The sequence below is a fragment of the Shewanella sp. GJ50-10 genome, from assembly GCF_055808815.1.
On sequence record NZ_JBVVSS010000001.1, the window covers coordinates 938,548 to 957,925 of the forward strand.

Below are 19,378 nucleotides of genomic sequence, written 5' to 3' on the forward strand. Positions count from 1 at the left end.
TCTATTGTTGTTTTGTTGAGGTTGTTTTGTATTTAATGTAACGCTAGTGTTGTATCTGGTTGATATTACCAGCCTTGTCACTGATTAGGCAGGGGCTATAGAAAATATTATTTATCAAAGGTGAAATGAAAAATAAGGACGTTAGGGAAGTATTATGGATAATAACCATTGGATAAAGTCTAATAATATCCGTCGTGTAGTCACATTTATGTGTTTATTCATATGTGTCTATGTTGCTGGCGATAGAATGAAAATGTTACTTGAATCTGAATTGAGGCCTGCCACTTTTACTCAGTGTAGTGGTAAATGGGTCAGCGTGACCGATAACCATGCAAGCTCAAAACTTCGCCAGCAGGTTCAATATTATCCTGTCGCAGAAACAAACTCTGAACAGCTTGCTACTGGGCAAGTTCCGATGTTATCTCAGGCATTTTGTGAAAAACTGATTGGCCGAGACACTCAGATTTTGATTCCCTCCCAACTGGACGCGCCCAAGCATATATTTAGTTTTATTCAATTCTGGATGGTAAGCCTATTAATTGTAGTGTTACCACTTTCATTTTTAGTGGGACTATTTTCAAAAGGAGGCTCTCAAGTAATCTGTTTTGTCCTCTTTTTTATCATTTTAGGCGGTTCGTTTAAAGAGCTCAATCAATCTAGCACATTAGCAGAAAACAGTAGTGATAAGCCTCGGCAGCAGCGTAACCTAGCGTTGGACGTATGTATTCGTTCGGCTATAAATAAACAAAAGGTGACCGAACCTCAGCAAGTCACAAAATTAATATGCCAAATGAATAAACTCACCCACTTGGGTGGATTAGAGCAACTTGAGAATGTAGAGGAAATTTACCTTCAAAACTCAGGTTTAACGACATTAACGGATTTGCCATTGTTACCCCATGTTAAAGTCATCTCTATTGCAGGAATCAAATCACTCACTTCGTTAAAGGGAATTGAATCATTAACGGGTTTAGAAGAATTGCAGGCTAACAAAACAGGATTAAAAGATCTCAGTGGTATAGAGGCTTTAACTAATTTGCGAATATTTTCTAGTATGATGAGTAAAATCAATGACATTAACCCACTAGAAAATCTCAATAACCTTGAGGATATCAATCTAAGTTACAATGAGATTCATAAAATTTCAGCTCTGGCTAATAAGAATAATTTAGTTAAGTTATCAATTGTTGATAATCGGGTAAGTGATATTAGTGCGCTATATAATAATTCACGTTTACTTCAGGTATCTGTAAAAGGAAAAGGCAGAGTAAGCTGCGATCAAATCCACAAGCTAAGAGGGTTGCTGAGCAGTGAAGCCAAAGTGAGAGGACAAACTATGTGTGATGAGTAAAGTGGCATAAGTTAACTCTCACTATAATCAATAACAGGAACTCCCTTTGATGACGGCAGTTCCTGTTTTATTTATTTTAGCGTTCTATCAAGTCTTCCAAACCTACAGTGGCTTTAGTTTGCCTTTTGCATCAGCAATACATTGATAGTTTTTCGTTTGCATAAAGTCTGCAAGCTCTGTTTCAATTCGCTCAAAACAGCTTTCGCCTTCTTTTTCAAAACAGGTGGCAATTTGCACTGCATCTGCGCCAGCGAGTAGGTATTCAAAGGCATCGATACCGGTTTTAATCCCGCCTACACCAATGATTTGCACATCATCATCGAGTAACTCACGAAAGGCGCGAACATTGGCTAAACCAATAGGCTTAATGTAATCACCGCATAAACCACCAAAACCACCCTTAGGTTTGATTATTGGTTGCTCAGTGTGTGGGTCAATCACTAAGGTATTACCGATAGAGTTAATGCAGGTAATGAATTTTACTGGATACTTTTTGATGATATTGGCCGCAGCAATAAAATGTGACATATCAAAGTAGGGGGCTAACTTAATCCCTATTGGCTTATTGCCAAGTGCAGTAATGGCCGCAAGGGCTTTATCCGTTTGCTCAAAATCATAGGCAACTTGGGCTTTACCTGGGATGTTAGGGCATGAAAAGTTAACTTCAATTAAATCAACATCACTGTTTTGAAAAGCAGTGACCATTTCAATATTATCTTCAATGCTAAAACCTGAAACACTCACCACAACAGGTTTACCTAAGGCTTTTAATTGAGGCACCATTTCTAAATAAGCTTTGTAGCCTAAATTTGGTAGTCCCATTGATTGAATAGAGCCTAAAGGTAAGTTCTGGTATCTAGGCTCTGGATTACCTTCGCGCGATTCAATAGTACAAGATTTAGTGACCACAGTCGCAGAGCGTGACTGGGCAATAGTGTGTAATTCATCCCAAGTGGTACATTTAGGGCCAGAGGCATTCATCAAATAACTGTCTAGCTGTATTCCAGCGATTTGAGTGGATAAATCGATTTTCATGAAGCGTCCTCTTGACTGAATTAGTATGGATAAAACAATACGACCGCTTTGTGGTGAGTTTGCTTAATAAGTTCTTACGTATGAACGAATAAAATTATTCACCGCCAAATTGCGCCATAGTTTATTCAGCAAGACAATAGAGACTTTGATTAGAAACAAGAAAAAAGCAAAAGAGATAATAAATTTGTAATAGTGTTAACTAGAGCAAACAAAGTGACCTACAAAAGCTAGGCCACTCATTTAGCGCTACTTACTTTAAACGATAAATAACCTCAACACGCTCTTGTACGCTGACCTCTCCGTATTGATAACTTTCAGCCATATCGCTTTTCATGGCACTCATTCGCATCATCACAGGTTGTACAGGTTGTTGGGTTAGGTAGCGGATTTCCCATACGCCATCAAGTTCACGTTCAAAGCCTTGGGCTAAAGATTGCGCTTTTTGTTTAGCATCCTTAATTGCAGCTTGCCTTGCTTGTTTAATAGCTTGGGTTTCATCCGATGACTTCAAGGCAATATTTTGCACTCGATTAATCCCTTCTTCCAAGGCGGAATCAAGAATGTCGTTTAACTTGGCTAAGTCTTTAACGTTGACGGTGATCTGCCTACTCGCGTTATAGCCTGTTAACTGTTTAGGTTGGTTCGACGGGTAATGATATTGCGGCTGAATATTTAGGTTAGCACTTTGAATATCTTTCTTATTTACCCCAGCTTGTTCTAAGCGCTTAATAAATTTAACCACAGCTTGATCAACTGCGGTTTTAGCTTCTTTGGCATTATCTTTACTTAAGCTCACTTGTACCGAAATTTCTGCCATATCGGGTGCGATATTGACTTGGCTAGTGCCAACGGTTTCTAAGTGTGGGAAATCATAGTTAGCTGCAACGGCAGAGTGGGTCGTTAAGCCAAAAAGAAGCCCTGATGCCAGCAAGGTGGTTAAGACAGTTTTTTTAAAAGAGTTGGCTTTAAATGAATGAGTCATAAATGCTCCAGCAATAATTGAAAATGATTCGGTGTTATTGCTATAAACGGGAGCAAATATAAAAAGGGTTATTTAAATTGAATTTTTATTTAACTTTTTTATATGGAAGATAAAAGAGGGATGAGCCGACATCATACTTAACTTGTCGGCTCATATAGGTAACAGTATTGATAAGTAACAGTATTAGCTCTTAATTAACTCGTTTGCCATTAACCCAAGTTTGGCTAACTTGGGTTTTCCAAATATCTTCAGCAGGCGCGGAAAAAATATCGGTTTCGACTAAGATAAAATCCGCTTTCATTCCAGGGGTAAGCTGACCAATATCTTTTTCTTGATGGGCTGCAAATGCTGCGTTGCTAGTAAAGCTGGCTAAAGCTTCGGTTAGGGTCATTCTTTCTTTGCGATACCAGCCATTAAGAGGTTGGTTATCATGATCTTGCCTAGTCACCGAGGCATGCAATCCATAAAAAGGGTTCGGTGACTCGATTGGAAAATCAGATCCAGCAGCGATTACAGCGCCAGCATTGATAAGCTTTCGCCAAGCATAAGCTCCTTCGATACGCGAATGACCAATTCGGTCAACGGCCATATTTTTATCACTGGTGGCATGTGTCGCCTGCATTGATGCGATGATATTTAGCTCTGCAAATCTTGAAATATCGCTTAATTGCAGTACCTGTGCATGTTCAATACGGTGGCGTAAATGACGACTTTTGCTGCTGGCTATTAAGGTTTGATAATGGTCGAGCACAATTTGATTAGCATGATCGCCAATGGCGTGAGTATTGACTTGAAATCCCGATTTCATGGCTTTTTCAATGGTATCGCCTAAGGATTTTTTAGAATATAACAGCAACCCTTTATGGCCTTTTAAGTCGCTATAATCCTCAATTAATGCAGCCCCTCGGCTACCAAGTGCTCCATCGGCAGATATTTTTACACTGCTAATACGCAGTTTGTCGGTATTATTGCGGTAAGGCCCAGCAGCCATTAATTCATCAAACTTTGCATCTTCGGCGTCTATCATGGCATAAACACGGATTGGTAATTTACTGCGCAAATCCAACGCTTGATACGCGGCTATCGTGTCAGATTGGATCCCAGCATCATGTACGCTGGTTAAGCCGAGTTTGGCTAATGAAGTTAATGCTGTTTCTAATACGGTTTGTTGCTCTTCAATTGAAAGCTTTGGGATTTTATTTGTAATTAAACTCATCGCATTATCGATGAATACCCCCGTAGGCTTACCGTCAGCATGACGTAGGATTTCGCCACCTGCAGGGCTTACTGAATTGCTATCAATGCCTGCTATTTCCATTGCGGCTGTATTCGCCCAACCTGCATGCCCATCTATTCGCACCAACCAAACTGGGGTATTCGGAAAAGCTTTGTCTAAGGCTGCAGCTGTTGGAAATTGCTTACTTGGCCATAACACTTGGTTCCAGCCTCGACCTTGTACCCAATTAAGCGACGACTGTTGTTGTCTAAATTCGTCTACGATTCGCACAGCATCTTGCTCTGATTCACTATCTCGAAGTTGAGCTCGCATTAAGCTCAAGCCATAACTTAATACATGTCCATGAGCATCAATTAAACCAGGTAACAAAGTGCGCCCTTGACCATCAATATGTTGAATGTTGGCTTCGGTTTTATAAGGGAGGTTATCTTGCTCGGTATAAATTTTTTCGATGGTATCGTCATTAAACTGCAGCGCTCTGAATTGAACTAAGTTGCCATCCTGCAGGGTATAGCCGTGAATGTTACTGATTAATTGGCTTTGGCTAAATGCAGGGAAACTAGCTAAACAGAAACAAGTGATAAGCAGCTTTTTGTAGGTATTTATCATGTTTTTAATCGATCCATGTTCTTATTGTTTTGTCTTTCTTGTGTTGAACAATATTTAATTTTTGTTGTTGATTTTATGTTAACTGGTTTTGCTGATAAAAACGAGAGGCTAATTAATCGTGAGTTGAACAACTTACGAGCAAGTAGAGCGAAAGCAAATAGCTTTATAACTGCTACACTAAAATTCATTAAATACTTGTGAGATTAAGCTGTTATTCAAGTAAACATATACTTATTTAAAATAGAAATGCTTTTGTTATAAAAAATTGAATTGGAGAGGCTATGGATATACTGGCATCAATATTAGTGCTCTTGGGCTTACTTGGGCTCTGCCTTTCTTTAAAGCCTGCTTACTTGATTTGTGCTTACTCTCAATTTAGTAGCAAAGGCTGGCTAACCTTACTGTTATTGATAGTGCTGTTTATTGTGAGTTATTTAAGTTACTTGTCATTGCTACTAAAAAGTCAGGAAACAATAAACTTTATACAAATGGTGGTTGCTGGGATATTTTTTGCTGGAGGTTGGTTTGTGTATTTGGTCACTCATTTGAGTAAGCAAACCATTTCAAATATGGACTCTTTACTGAAAGAGAAAAATCATCAAGCTAATCATGATTCACTCACAGGCCTTCCTAATAGGCAGCAATATTATCGCCACATGGATAAAGTTATTGCCCAAAAGCCGGATTGTTTTTACTGTCTGATGCTCGATATTAATAACTTTAAAATGATTAATGACACCTTTGGTCATTCTGAAGGTGACAGAATTTTACAGGTAGTCGCCGAACGAATAGATAGTGTATTGCCGGAAGATGCGCTTGCGGCTCGTATTGGCGGAGATGAAATTGCGATCATTATTCCTGATCTTAAAGATAAAAATATTTCCCTTATTGCTAAAGACATAGAGCAATCTTTGTTAATCGATATTCCTTGTTCAGGACATATGATTGTTATTGGTGCCAGTATTGGTATTGCACAATACCCGAAAGATGGCCAAGACAGAAAGTCATTAATGAAAAATGCTGATATTGCGATGTATCACGCTAAGCGAAGTGAAATTGCCCACCAATATTACCAAGTAAATTTACCGTCATTACAAATACCTCACTTATAGTTTGCTGCAGCAGAAAATATTCAGCTTGCGAATGAGTTGATTAGATGAAATTGACTGTTAATAGATAGAGGTTAACAAGAAACTATACAAGCGTTAATTCAGTTGTTATACAATGCGGTTCTCAAGTCTATTCAGAGATAATTATGACAACAGAACAGCGCCTACTGAATGCAGCAAAAGAGTTAATCAAAGAGCATGGTTTAATCAACTTTTCTATGTCGGACGTGCCAAGGGCCTGCGGATTATCTCGGGCTTGTTGTTATCAAAACTTCAGAGATAAAAATGAAATTCTGGCAGCGTTATGTATTGAAGAGATTCAATTGAATATTCAATCGATTAAAGAGCAGCGTTACCGAGACTTAGCCGGCACTTTTAGTGTGGTTTTAAGGCCATTGGTTTTTAATCATTTAAAAGTAAAAGACCAATTAGCACTTGATCATATTTTTGCAGAACTATTACTTTTGGTAAATCAATTACCTGAAACAGAAGAGTTTAAATTTTTAAAACGAGGTATTGAATATATCGATATGGAAAGAAAGTTGAACCCTAGTTAACTTTTGTTCAAGTATCTAAATCAGAAGCCTTAGCCAGAGAAAAGCCTTAGCCTGAAATCAGGATAAGGCTTTTTTATGCCTTCTTGTTTTGAAGCGTTGCTGTAAATCTAAATGGCTCATTAGATTTACAGTCTCAAACAATATTTCATGATGAATATTCTGTGTTTACTCATCTATTTCGTGACAAGTGTTACGTTGTTAATTTAAAGTAAAAAACATAACGTAATGAATTGCATGCTGTAAATCTTGTTTTGTGGCCGTGCACCTATCGATACCAATCTAAGTGTATCAATAGCAAGGAAGCAAAATCTAATGAGTGACCAAGTAAAAAGTAGTGAATACTTAGCAGAAGAAACGGCGATATTAGAAGAACAAGCACAAAATCAACAAGCCGCTATTCAAGCATCTGAAGACGATCACCATCAACACTTATTAGGTCACTGTCATCACCATAATCAAATGCAACAACATCTAGATGATGTTAAGCAAGATGTTGGAGATGCTGTAGGCGCTGTTGATGATGTAGGCGCTGTTGATGCTGTAGGCACAATGCTCAACACCAGCGCTGAACCAGAAACAGTTCCTGACATTCAACCCGCTAAAACTGCAACCCGCACAGTAAAATTACCCTTAGTAAATGTGTATGCCAAAGGCGGTTACTGCGTACAAATGCGCTTGGGGAGTGAAGGAAGTCCTGCGAACTTAATTGTAGACACTGGCAGTAGCACCCTAGTGGTTAAAAAGCAGGTATATCAACCCCATCAAGATGATGATTTACAATCCAGTAAGTTTGCTCAGCAAGTCATATATGGCGCTGGAGGTTGGGACGGACCATTAGTGCATACTAAAGTCAGTGTTAGCCAAGATGGACTTAAACATGATTTACTCGCGCAAGACTCGCTAAATCAAAACACGACTACCCATGTACCGCATTTGAATCTTGCTCATCAGCCACTGGATTTAGAAGGCTGCCCTGTAGCGATTGTGCCATCATTGGAACACCAAAAAACCTTTGCAGACGCCGACGGTATTTTAGGGTTGGCGTATTATGGTTTAAACAAAAGCTACGACTTAACAGCCTACATCGAAGAACATGAAATTGAACCCGCCTCGACCTTTCCATGGCCTTTTTCAGAGCCAAACTCTGTGTGTCCAGCACATTGTGAGCATGATGCGAAGAGCTGTGATGAAACTGACAAGTCAGAGCATTTTAGTGGCGAGGATTTAAAGCGCTTTAGAAAGTTTTTAAAAAAACAGCCGCAACAGACAGTGGTGCCGTATTTTACCCGCTTGAAAAATAATGGCTTAACGGATAATCGCTTTGCATTTCATTCCAAGCGTTCAAGTATTCATATTGCTAAAGATGATTACACCCAAGCGCAAATAGCAGCAGACCCACTTAACAAAGGCTGGTTAATATTGGGTGGTGGTAAAGAGCACACAGAACTTTACCAAGGTAAATTTAAGACCATTGATGTCATTCATAATCGCTATTACAACGTTAAATTGTATTCCTTGAGTGTTGGTGACCAAGAGCCTGTAGCCGCCCCAGCACTACAAGAAAAATACATTCCTTCTCATAAGAGTAATGCCATCATTGATACTGGTGTCTCAGGCATTTTGCTAACCAACTTATTGTATGAAGCCATGTTGAAAGGCTTTGCCAATGAGTCCGATAAGTTTGTTGATTTAGTCACGCCATTTAAAAATATCCGCTTGCAAGAAGAGGGGATTGATATGGCCGAGCTATTTAAAGGCCGAGACATGACAGGTCACCACCCAGATGATTTAAGCCACTGGCCGACACTGCATTTTACTTTTGATGGTGAAATCACTAATGAGTGTCCAGATAAACAAAATGAAGTGATTGATAAAGCGATAACCATCAGTTGCAAACCAGAGCATTACTGGCAGCTCAATTCCCCAAAACCTGGTAAGGCGTGTTTTAAAGTTTTAAGTCAATTACCAAGATGGCCAAATCAATGCTTATTGGGGACGCCATTATTGAATGACTATTATGTGATTTTTGATAGAATCGGCCCATGAAACTGGCGTAATTCGATTTGCAGAGCAAACATATTAGCAATTAATTTCTGAAGGTAATTTCTCTATGCATGAGTTTGAAACTGAAAACTTGATTATCAGGCTTATAAATAACAAAGATAGAGCTAGTTTTAATAAGTTATATACTGACCCTAAGATTATGAAAAATATTGCAGAACCATTAACATTTGAATTTTCAGATAGAATGTTTGAAGCTACTTTGGTCAAGTATTCAAAGAAAAATTTTGAAATGATGATTTGGGCAATATATTCAAAAAGTGAACATAAATTTTTAGGTATTGAAAGTTTGAATTTTCAATACTATCAAGAGGGCGAAGCGGAAGCTGGTTTGATATTAGATAGGCTTTCTCATGGAAAAGGCAACGCTGTTGAAGCATTAGTTGGGCTTATCGAATATGGGTTTAACCATTTAAGCATACAAACTATCTATGCTAAGTGTAGTCTCAAAAATTACGCTCCACAAAGAGTATTGCGACTATCTGGTTTTAAGAAATTGGTAATTAATGATGACGATAATCTAACTTATTCTGTTCAGAAAAAATAACTATTCAAAGTTTAAACTTAAATTAGTTAAACATTTATGTTTACATATATTTATGTTTTAATCTGATAGTTTTTTTGTTGTGACTTTGTTGGTAAATGGTTAGTCTTTTTTGTTGAGCTGGGTATGTCACTTACTTGAATAAGAGATTCAATATGTCTGGAAGTTTAGCTTGTGTAGGTATCGGTATGACTCTTGGTGCACACATTTGTCCTCTGAGTAAGAGCTATATAGAACAAGCTGATGTTGTTTTCTCTGCTGTATCTCATGGTATTACTGAGTTATGGTTGCAAGAAATGCATCCAGATGTACGTAGTTTACAAAAGTATTATCAAGAAGGTAAATCACGCCAAATAACCTATAACGAAATGGTTACTGCGATGATGACCGAAGTCAGGGCAGGCAAAAAAGTTGTCGGTGCTTTTTACGGTCATCCAGGAGTGTTTGCACAAGCGCCGCATAAGTCAATTGCAATGGCAAAGGCTGAAGGGTTTACAGCAAAAATGATCCCGGGGATTTCCGCTGAAGATTGTTTAATAGCTGACTTAGGTATCGACCCTGGCCGTTTTGGATGTCAACAATTCGAAGCAAGCCAGTTTATGTTTTATAAACGCCAGTATGATCCTTCAAGCTATCTGATTTTGTGGCAAATTGGATCGGCGGGTGACAGATCTTTAACAAAATTTTCTACAGGTGCTGCCTACAGACTGGTATTGATAGAGTTACTATCTGAAAAATATCCTTTAGATCATCAAGTTATTTTATATGAAGCTGCAGTATTGCCAATTGACAATATTCGTATTGAAACAATCTCGCTTTCAGAGTTAGTGGGTGCAGATATTCATATGCACACAACCCTAGTTATTCCACCTAGTGAAAAAATGCTGCCAAATGAAAAGCTTGTAGCACGTTTGGCTGAAATTGAACAAGAATTAGCGTAGTAGGATATCACGCAGTTAAATAGTGTATTAGCATATGACAATTGCTGCATTATAACTAAAAAAACGTCGTTAAATCGGCACTTTAGCAAACTTAAGGAGACAAGATGTCAACAATTATTAAATTATTAGAACGAATGGGAAATGATGCAATTTTAACTAACTTAACAGAGTTCCATTCAGCAATTAATGAAACTAATTTAAGCTCTGAATTAAAAACAGCTTTAATGAACAAAGATACAAATGCTGTGATTAAACAAATGGATGTTTGCCCTGATATATACTGCTTACTTTTCCCTGCGGATGAAAATGAAAACGAAGAGCCTGAGGAAACTCCATCTGAAGATAAGTCAGAAATTTCTCTATAAATTTATATAAAAATGAAATTAGTTATTTATCTGATTTTTACATTATTATTCCTTGTCATAGCCCCAAGTTGGGCTGATGGCAGGGTTGATGTGGATAAAGCTTTGTCACAAGCTGATTCCGTAAGAAGTCGAGATGCTATCCAATTTAATAAGCTTTTACTCGATCTAGACTACCTCGAACCTAGCTTTACTCCAGAACAAAGTGATTACTTTCAGTATTTAAAAGCATATCAAATTGCTTTTAAAGGTAATTTTGTTGAGGCTCAAAAAATCTGGCAAAGCCTAAGTGAGTCGAACACTACTTTAGAAGTAAAACTGAGAGCAAATGTTTCACTTTTAAATACTATGGCGTTATCAAAACAATGGAGCAAAGGTTTAACTTATATAGAAAAATTACTGGCTGATTTACATTTGGTTAAAGATCCTGCTCTCAGTCAAATGGCAATTTCAGTTATTTCATACTTTTATAATAAAATTGGTCAGTATGAATTGGCTCTTCAATACGCTCAGAAGTTGAATGCTATTAACCTTCAAGGACAAGGAAGTTGTGTTGCGGAAGAACTAATCTTGGAGTCAAAGTTTTATTTAAATGCCCTTCAATTAAATTCCCCTGAAATAAATTCTGCTATTTCAGCCTGTACTATAGATAATGAAATAGTTTGGTTGAGTGTTATTTATACTTTTATGGCACGCTTACATCTTGATAATGGGGATAGTGATCTAGCCATTAAACTTTTGCAAGATAACCTAGCACCAATTGAGGATATTAACTATGTTCCAACGCTTTCACATTATTACTCATTACTCGCGAGTAGTTATATTGAAGAGGGTGAATATACAAAAGCAAAAGATTTTGGGCTAAAGACAATAGCATTGAGCTCTGGAATGAATAATATGGAGCCTGAAATGATTGCCTATGAGGCTCTTTATAAAGTTGCAGTAGAAAGTAATGATTTTGAAGATGCATTAAAATATTATATAAAATTTGCAGAAGCAGATAAAACTTACTTTGATGACTTAAAAACCAAATACCTCGCATTCCAACTTGCGCAGCACAAAGCGGTTGAGCAAAAAGTCCAAATTGAACTGCTGAATAAACAAAACAAATTATTAAAGGCGAGTCAGCGTTTAGCCGACAGTGAAACTGAGAATAATCGCCTGTTTATGGCGTTATTAATCATGGTGATTAGCTTACTTACTATTGCAGCTATTCGTTCAAATCGAAATCAGAAGCGCTTAAAACATTTATCTGAGCATGATTCTCTCACTCAGATTTATAATCGTGGTCATTTCACCTCTGCTGCGCAAGATGCCATGGTTGGGTGCCAAACCAATCGGGATGACATCAGTTGTATCTTGTTTGATTTAGATAAATTTAAAACCATCAATGATAGCTATGGCCATGCATGTGGTGATTGGGTACTAAAACATGTGGCCAGTACCTGTAAAGATATCGGCCGTAAAAATGACATTTTTGCCCGTCTTGGTGGTGAAGAGTTCTGTGTAATTCTGTCACGTTGCGATGCCAATACAGCGATGAAAATTGCAGAAGATTATCGTAAAGCTATTGAAGCGATTGATAGTACGCCAAGTGGTAATACATTCCCGATAACTGCAAGCTTTGGGGTGACAGATAGTCGCCAGTCAGGTTATAGCCTAGAAGCATTAACAGGGCATGCTGATAATGCCATGTACCTTGCTAAAGATACGGGGCGTAATCAGGTGTGTAACTACCGAGATGTGGTTGCAGTTGATGATTCAAATTCAGTGATTATTTAACGATACAAATTTAGTCACTATTAAACTATGTATAGAGTTTGATTATGTAAAATCAACCTTGACCTAGACTACTGTTCATAGATAAAGCGATTACGCTGAAAAGCGTCAATCGCTTTATTTTTGCTTAACAATCTTGTTGATGAACTGCTATTCTACTCATTCAAATATCTTGTTCGATTCTCGATGCCAATCATTCAAACATTTCGTTGTGGAGTATTCTTTTGGAAAAGTCAGCTTATTTAGATGCAATGGGTGTAACTCGTTGGCGTAGTGCTGATGCGAAAGGTAAACCCTATTTAATCATTCATGACAGTGACTCTGACATTAGCCAGAATCAGTTAGTGTTAGCCGTTTTAGGCTTACTGGATATCGATATCGCTGATTGCGATTTTGATACTGAAATGGTTAAAGGTATGCAGGTGGTTTGGGATATGCGTAAGTTACGAGTCCGCCCACGTGTCGCTTGGCTTGTGTCAGCGCCTTTAACTGCGCTAGAAGTGGGTCATCAAGCTAAGCGTGAGCTATGGCTGCAGATTTGTCAGCATAACGACAAGGTAGCGGCATAGTGACAGATAACGATTCGCTATTTTCTATTTCACCACTGACGCCTGAAAACGTTCAAGAGATGTTTACAGTTGAAAACCAAGCACATACTCACCCATGGAGTTTAGTGAGCTTAGAAGGGTGTTTTGGTCACTTGTATCGGGTATTAGGTATTCATCAGCAAAACAAGTTGCTAGGTTTTGCAATCGTGCAGCAGATAGTGGATGAAGCGACATTATTAGATATCTGTGTTTCACCTACATCACAAGGGCAAGGCTTGGGTAAAAAGCTCCTGTTACAAGTGCTTGTTGAAGCGAAAGCGTGTGATGCAGTCGTGATGATGCTTGAAGTGCGTGAGTCAAATATCGCTGCTAAATCTCTATATGAAACATTAGGTTTTGTAGAGTCTGGCAGACGTAAAAATTACTATCCTTGTGAGCTGAGCGTGAACGCTGCTGGTAAGGAAGATGCAATATTGATGGACTATTGCTGGCAAGATTAACGGAGTGCTGTTAGAGAGTAATGTAATGCCGTTGGCAAGATTAACTTTATGAAGAGAAGCTGACTCTTTTCTTGATGATAAGCCTAATTACTTCAATATTTAGACAATAAAAAACAGCGCCTAGGCGCTGTTTTTTATTGGAAGAAGTTACCTAAACGGTTGCCTTATTTAAAAGCCTTAGCCCATTAAATATCAAAACCTATTTAACTTCCTTACCCTGAGCTTGTAAGTCAGCATGGTAGCTTGAACGAACTAGTGGGCCACAAGCTGCATGAGTAAATCCTAGTTCATCAGCGAGTGCTTTTAATTCGTCAAATTCTGCTGGCGGTACATAACGTTCAACAGGTAAATGGAATTTAGACGGTTGTAAGTACTGGCCTAAAGTCAGCATTTCAACATCATGAGTTCGTAAGTCACGTAGTACTTGAGCGATCTCTTCGTTGGTTTCACCTAAGCCCATCATTAAGCCTGATTTCGTTGGTACATCAGGGTGACGTTCTTTAAAGCGTTTCAACAAATCTAACGACCACTGATAGTTCGCACCTGGACGCGCTTTACGGTAATGCTTAGGCGCAGTCTCAAGGTTATGGTTGAACACATCAGGTGGTTCAGTAGCAATAATGTCTAGAGCTGCATCAATACGGCCACGGAAATCAGGCACTAAAATCTCGATTTTGATATGCGGATTTAAAATACGGATTTCACGGATACAATCAGCAAAATGCTGTGCGCCGCCATCACGTAAATCATCACGGTCAACAGAAGTAATAACCACATACTTAAGTTTCATATCCTTGATGGTTTGGGCGAGTTTTTTAGGTTCAGCAGCATCTGGCTTAAGTGGGCGGCCATGGGCAACGTCACAGAAAGGACAACGACGAGTACAAATAGCACCTAAAATCATGAAGGTTGCTGTACCGTGGTTAAAGCACTCTGCAAGGTTAGGGCAAGATGCCTCTTCGCATACTGAATGTAAGCCGTTTTTACGTAAAGCAGACTTAATTTCAGTTATACGCTGGTTTGATGCTGGTAACTTAACGCGTAACCAATTTGGTTTGCGCAGCATGGTTTCTTTTTCAGAAGGAACCACTTTTACTGGAATACGTGCGACTTTTTCGGCATCACGCAGTTTTACGCCAGGTTGTAATCTTTCAGGCCTATTCATATTATTCTGCTAATCCTTGATGATGTACAAGTTCTTGGTAGCCCAATACTTTGCTTAATGTTTGAATCAGTTTTTCGCCAGCGTCTTCAACGGTTTGTGGGCCGCCTAGTGCTTTGCACTGCACCATTTCAAGCCCTGCATAACCGCACGGGTTAATGCGCTGAAATGGCGCTAAATCCATATCGACATTGAGTGCGAGGCCGTGGAATGAGCAGCCTTTACGAATACGAAGTCCTAGAGAGGCAACTTTACGCTCATCAACATACACACCGGGTGCGTCTGCTTTGGCGTAAGCGTTAACATCATAGATTGCCAGCATATCAACAATACTTTGTTCAATATTGTTCACTAATTGTCTGACACCGAGTTTACCGCGTTTTATGTCGATAAGTGGATAGACAACTAACTGGCCTGGTCCGTGGTAGGTCACTTGTCCGCCACGGTCGACTTGAATAACGGGAATATCACCAGGATTGAGGATGTGCTCGCTTTTGCCTGCTTGGCCTTGGGTGAATACGGGCGAGTGTTCTACAATCCATAATTCGTCGTTGCTGTCGCTGTCACGATTATCGGTATAAGCCTGCATGGCATGCCACACTGATTCGTAATCTTGACGGCCAAGATGTCTGATATGTAACGCTTGAGTTTGCAAGGGCAACCTCTCCCCTCAAAAAAGTTGGCTTATTATACGCACCTAACACCAAAATGACATCAAAGCGTTAGGTGGATCACATTTTATTAGTGATTAAAGTACGCGATTAACGCCTTCAATGGCAGCAAGGTCGGTATAAACTTTTTCGATATGCTCTTTGCTTGTCACTGTGATGCGTATTGAAATCGCATAATAAGTGCCTTTGCTTGAAGATTTTACAGTCGGTGCATAATCACCTGGAGCAAGTTGTTGAGCAACAGCGACAATGCGATCAGCAAGGGTATCATCTGCTGCGCCAATGACTTTGAATGGGCAAGAATTCGGAAATTCCATAAGTTCGCCAAAGTTTGTATTTAACATGTGTTTGCTCTCTGCAGTTGTAATATGTGCTATCTGTTCTATATGGGGTAATTATACTGTAATACAAGGCCTATAACACAGTGTCTGTGTATTTATCCTTAGCGCAAAAAATTAAAGCTACCCAAAGGTAGCTTTAATTATCTGATTAATTGCGGGTATAGCTTAACTAAACCAGCCTTCAAACATTTGCTTGAAGTAATCCATTAATTTGCTGAACCAGCTACCTTCGTTAACTTCGTTTAGCGTAACCAGTGGGAACTCAGCAATGTCTTTTCCGTTAAGTTGGAAGAAGATGCGGCCAACGGTTTCGCCTTTTGCTAAAGGTGCTGTTAACGGCTTAGTTAACTCAAAGTTTGCTTCTAGATTTTTAGCTTGACCACGGTTGATAGTAATCGGTGTATCAGTAACCACACCTAAATCAACTGTTTCACGATCGCCGTACCAGATTTTTTGGGTTACGAATGTATCACCAGCTTTATAAGGAGTAATTGATTCAAAGAATCGGAATCCGTAGTTAAGGAGTTTTTTACTTTCTGCTTTACGGGCTGACTCACTGTTTGTGCCCATAACAACAGTAATTAAACGCATGCCGTCGTTGGTTGCTGAAGATACTAGGTTATAACCTGCACCTGATGTATGACCGGTTTTAATACCGTCAACGTTTAGGCTGTTATCCCATAATAAACCGTTACGGTTATATTGCTTGATGCCGTTAAAGGTAAATGACTTTTCAGCATATACACGATATTCATCAGGCACATCACGGATCAGCGCAGCGCCTAATAACGCCATGTCGTAAGCGGTGGTTTTGTGATTATCTGAATCTAAACCATGTGAGTTTTCAAAATAGCTTTGGGTCATGCCAAGCTGTTTTGACCATGAGTTCATTAAGTCAACGAAACCGTCTTCAGTGCCGGCAATATGCTCAGCCATTGCGACACAGGCATCGTTACCTGATTGAATGATGATGCCACGGTTAAGATCTTCAACCGTCACTTGTTTACCCACTTCAATAAACATTTTTGAAGAATCTGGGAAGTTTTTAGACCAAGCTTTTTTACTGATGGTCACTTCATCTTCTAATGAAATGTTACCGACCTTAACTTCATGGCCAATCACGTAGCTGGTCATCATTTTAGTTAAGCTGGCAGGGTTTAGAGACTCGTATGCATTGCTTTCAGCTATAACGCGGCCTGAATTGTAATCCATTAAAACATAAGCTTTAGCAGCCACTGTTGGCGCATTTGGCATAACCATGGGTGCATTGGCTGCTTGAGAAGAAAAAGATAAAGATACAGCGGAAAGCAGCAGCAAAGATTTAAGCGGAGTGTTAACAATATTCTTCATTGAGTTGCACATCTCTGGTTAGTCATGAAAGAGGTAAGTCGTTTATAAATATTTAATCATATTACAGCGAGTTAAATATAAAGTAGCTAGCTACTTCAGCTGATTTACATAGTTAAACGACACAATTAAAAAGATTATATCATTAGTCGACCTCAATTTGGCATTAAGGTTCCTTAACACTGGCTATTTACAGCTGTCGACTAGGGATATTTACATTCTTTTAATTGGGCAAGTTAAGTCAGTTTAACTTGCCCAATTAACATAGGTAATCATTTTGCGGTTACTTTTTAGTTGGCGTCCTTAAGTAGCTTTGTGGGTAGCCATCTTGTTTGATTTGCAGTAACAGTTTGTTAGCAAGGTAACTTTGGCCAATAGGACCCAGTAACAAGCGATAAAAACCATTAGCGGATTCTACAATGGCTGGCACGTTATATTTTGCTTCAAACTCTTTGGCTAGCACATTGATCCGAACTTGATCTTTAGAAGCTACCACTTGGATGATATGCACACTGTCGTCTTTGAGTTCATCTAATGCCATCGACTCAGGTGATTCAATGTGGATAGTCTCAATGTTCACCTTTGCTGTACCACTACCAAGCATATCTAGTTTATATGCTGCCGCATAAGATAAGTCGATAATACGGCCTTCATGAAACGGGCCGCGGTCATTCACGCGAACAATTACTTGTTTGTTGTTTGCTTCATTAGTCACTTTGACGTAACTAGGCAAAGGCAAGGTTTTGTGCGCCGCTGACATTGAGTACATGTCGTAGGTTTCGCCATTTGAGGTTAAGTGGCCATGGAACTTAGATCCATACCATGATGCATAACCACTTTGGCTAAAGTCTTTCGCCGTTGGCATAACGGTATAAGATTTACCACGAACCGTGTATGTGCGCTTATTACCTTGGCGGCTATAAGGCTCGTACTTAGGGTGCGCGTCTTCTACCTTACTGACGTCAGGTGCACTTTGCGGCGCACGGTCATTCTTCATCTGATAACGGTCATCTTGACTGGATGAAGGTGAACTTGAACAGGCACTTAGTAACCCAAGTACACTGACAGCTGTTAAACCCATGGTGACTTTTTTCAGCTTCAGTTGCATTGATGAACTCATCACATTATTTAGCATGATATGCCGCTTCTAACTGTTGGCTGAATTGATATACCGCCATCGCATATAACGGGCTGCGGTTGTAGCGGGTAATGACATAAAAGTTATTTAACCCTAACCAGTATTCAGTGGCTTCTGGTTGTTCTAGTTTAACTAATAAGGCTCGTTGAGAGGCATCAATGTCTTTTGCTTTTGCCAAGCTCAATGTCGGCGATAATATGTCGGCAACAGTTTGAGTTGGTTTACCTTTAACCCAGACTTTCGCTTTAGGTGCTGTTTCAACTGTGTGATTTAACTCTAAAGTGACGGGTGCGCCGCGTTGCCATCCATGTTGGTGGAAGTAGTTAGCGACACTGCCAATGGCATCTTCTTTGTTATTGAGTAAGTCACGGCGACCGTCACCACTGAAGTCAACAGCGTAATGGCGGTAACTTGATGGAATAAATTGGCCAAAGCCCATAGCACCGGCGTATGAGCCTTTTAAGCTGTCGTTATCTAATTGTTCTTCTTTCACCAATGACATTAAGTTGCCAAACTCACTGCGGAAAAATGTTGCTCTTGGTGGGTAATAAAATCCGAGTGTATACAAAGCATCTTGAACTTTGTAGTTACCCATATAGCCACCGTAATAGGTTTCGATGCCGATAATGGCAACAATAATTTGTGGATCTACTTGGAATTCATCTGCGGCTTTCTTGATGGTTTCCCCATTTTTATGCCAAAAAGCTAAGCCTTTTTCTAAGCGTTTGTCAGTGAGAAAAATTGGGTAATATTGGTACCAGGGTTTGGCTTCCCATGGTTTAGAAATCGCATCTAATACCGCTTGATTATGGTTAGCTGTTTGCAGAAAATCTGTGACTTCTTTTTCTGAAAAGCCTTTGCCGACTTGTTCTGTAATGAATGCTTGTTTAAGCGCGGTAACTTCAGGGCTGTCTGCTGAGTTTGTTTCGGCTGCTTGAATACTTGAGCAACTTAATAATAAGGCTAAACCTGCAGCGAATGTCGTTTTTAAATGCATTAACAATCCTTTTGTTATCTTTGGTTTCGTTATCTGAGCTCTTAACCAGAACTTTACTGTATTGGCCCTTGGTTGAAAGAGCCAATGCAGAATATACAGGGCAATAC

The 19,378-nt window shown here is 39.3% G+C and carries 19 protein-coding genes; 10 read left to right on the top strand and 9 right to left on the bottom strand.

Annotated elements, in window-relative coordinates; genetic code table 11:
• The first annotated feature begins 154 nt into the window (after window positions 1-154).
• Window positions 155-1,351 (top strand): leucine-rich repeat domain-containing protein, encoded by a 1,197-nt coding sequence (locus AC0L4E_RS03810; protein ID WP_473678087.1) that lies wholly within the window; start codon window positions 155-157, stop codon window positions 1,349-1,351.
• Between the two features lie 102 nt (window positions 1,352-1,453).
• Here the strand turns inward: AC0L4E_RS03810 and AC0L4E_RS03815 are convergent, their stop codons facing one another.
• From AC0L4E_RS03815 to AC0L4E_RS03825, 3 genes are all read right to left on the bottom strand, one after another.
• Complete coding sequence (locus AC0L4E_RS03815; protein WP_473678088.1) at window positions 1,454-2,386, bottom strand: dihydroorotate oxidase; 933 nt, start codon at window positions 2,384-2,386, stop codon at window positions 1,454-1,456.
• Between the two features lie 250 nt (window positions 2,387-2,636).
• Window positions 2,637-3,368, bottom strand: a complete 732-nt coding sequence (locus tag AC0L4E_RS03820) for an oxidative stress defense protein (RefSeq protein WP_473678089.1) — start codon at window positions 3,366-3,368, stop codon at window positions 2,637-2,639.
• Between the two features lie 190 nt (window positions 3,369-3,558).
• Window positions 3,559-5,214: an amidohydrolase gene (locus AC0L4E_RS03825; RefSeq protein WP_473678090.1), complete on the bottom strand. Its 1,656-nt coding sequence runs from the start codon at window positions 5,212-5,214 to the stop codon at window positions 3,559-3,561.
• Window positions 5,215-5,495: 281 nt separating this feature from the next.
• Here AC0L4E_RS03825 and AC0L4E_RS03830 point away from each other — a divergent pair, with 281 nt between their 5' ends.
• The 9 genes from AC0L4E_RS03830 to rimI all read left to right on the top strand — a co-directional run bounded on the left by AC0L4E_RS03830 (window position 5,496) and on the right by rimI (window position 13,615).
• A complete protein-coding gene (locus tag AC0L4E_RS03830; protein ID WP_473678091.1) occupies window positions 5,496-6,326 on the top strand; it encodes a diguanylate cyclase domain-containing protein in 831 nt (276 codons plus the stop codon).
• A 143-nt stretch (window positions 6,327-6,469) separates the two neighbouring features.
• Window positions 6,470-6,880 (top strand): TetR/AcrR family transcriptional regulator, encoded by a 411-nt coding sequence (locus tag AC0L4E_RS03835; RefSeq protein ID WP_473678092.1) that lies wholly within the window; start codon window positions 6,470-6,472, stop codon window positions 6,878-6,880.
• Between the two features lie 312 nt (window positions 6,881-7,192).
• Window positions 7,193-8,926, top strand: coding sequence for a pepsin-like aspartic protease (locus tag AC0L4E_RS03840; RefSeq protein WP_473678093.1), 1,734 nt, complete (start codon window positions 7,193-7,195; stop codon window positions 8,924-8,926).
• A 64-nt stretch (window positions 8,927-8,990) separates the two neighbouring features.
• Complete coding sequence (locus AC0L4E_RS03845; RefSeq protein ID WP_248983249.1) at window positions 8,991-9,488, top strand: GNAT family N-acetyltransferase; 498 nt, start codon at window positions 8,991-8,993, stop codon at window positions 9,486-9,488.
• Between the two features lie 152 nt (window positions 9,489-9,640).
• Complete coding sequence (locus tag AC0L4E_RS03850; protein WP_473678094.1) at window positions 9,641-10,426, top strand: SAM-dependent methyltransferase; 786 nt, start codon at window positions 9,641-9,643, stop codon at window positions 10,424-10,426.
• Between the two features lie 104 nt (window positions 10,427-10,530).
• Window positions 10,531-10,791, top strand: a complete 261-nt coding sequence (locus AC0L4E_RS03855) for a hypothetical protein (protein WP_473678095.1) — start codon at window positions 10,531-10,533, stop codon at window positions 10,789-10,791.
• Between the two features lie 90 nt (window positions 10,792-10,881).
• Window positions 10,882-12,570, top strand: a complete 1,689-nt coding sequence (locus AC0L4E_RS03860) for a tetratricopeptide repeat-containing diguanylate cyclase (protein ID WP_473678096.1) — start codon at window positions 10,882-10,884, stop codon at window positions 12,568-12,570.
• Between the two features lie 221 nt (window positions 12,571-12,791).
• Window positions 12,792-13,136, top strand: coding sequence for a hypothetical protein (locus AC0L4E_RS03865; RefSeq protein WP_473678097.1), 345 nt, complete (start codon window positions 12,792-12,794; stop codon window positions 13,134-13,136).
• Between the two features lie 59 nt (window positions 13,137-13,195).
• Window positions 13,196-13,615, top strand: coding sequence for a ribosomal protein S18-alanine N-acetyltransferase (rimI, locus tag AC0L4E_RS03870; protein WP_473681498.1), 420 nt, complete (start codon window positions 13,196-13,198; stop codon window positions 13,613-13,615).
• Window positions 13,616-13,814: 199 nt separating this feature from the next.
• On the opposite strand, the gene lipA is transcribed toward rimI, so the two are convergent.
• From lipA to mltB, 6 genes are all read right to left on the bottom strand, one after another.
• Window positions 13,815-14,780 carry a lipoyl synthase gene (gene lipA, locus AC0L4E_RS03875; RefSeq protein WP_220751377.1) on the bottom strand — a complete coding sequence of 322 codons (966 nt, stop codon included), beginning with the start codon at window positions 14,778-14,780 and terminating at the stop codon, window positions 13,815-13,817.
• Window position 14,781: 1 nt separating this feature from the next.
• On the bottom strand, window positions 14,782-15,432 hold the full coding sequence (gene lipB, locus AC0L4E_RS03880; protein ID WP_473678098.1) for a lipoyl(octanoyl) transferase LipB: 651 nt from the start codon (window positions 15,430-15,432) through the stop codon (window positions 14,782-14,784).
• Window positions 15,433-15,525: 93 nt separating this feature from the next.
• Window positions 15,526-15,792: a DUF493 family protein YbeD gene (ybeD, locus tag AC0L4E_RS03885; RefSeq protein ID WP_220751381.1), complete on the bottom strand. Its 267-nt coding sequence runs from the start codon at window positions 15,790-15,792 to the stop codon at window positions 15,526-15,528.
• A gap of 162 nt (window positions 15,793-15,954) precedes the next feature.
• The gene (locus AC0L4E_RS03890; RefSeq protein ID WP_473678099.1) at window positions 15,955-17,139 is read right to left on the bottom strand and encodes a serine hydrolase; all 1,185 of its coding nucleotides are present in this window, start codon (window positions 17,137-17,139) and stop codon (window positions 15,955-15,957) included.
• Between the two features lie 280 nt (window positions 17,140-17,419).
• Window positions 17,420-18,244, bottom strand: coding sequence for a septal ring lytic transglycosylase RlpA family protein (locus AC0L4E_RS03895; protein WP_473678100.1), 825 nt, complete (start codon window positions 18,242-18,244; stop codon window positions 17,420-17,422).
• A 16-nt stretch (window positions 18,245-18,260) separates the two neighbouring features.
• Window positions 18,261-19,271: a lytic murein transglycosylase B gene (mltB, locus tag AC0L4E_RS03900; RefSeq protein WP_473678101.1), complete on the bottom strand. Its 1,011-nt coding sequence runs from the start codon at window positions 19,269-19,271 to the stop codon at window positions 18,261-18,263.
• Window positions 19,272-19,378 lie beyond the last annotated feature (107 nt).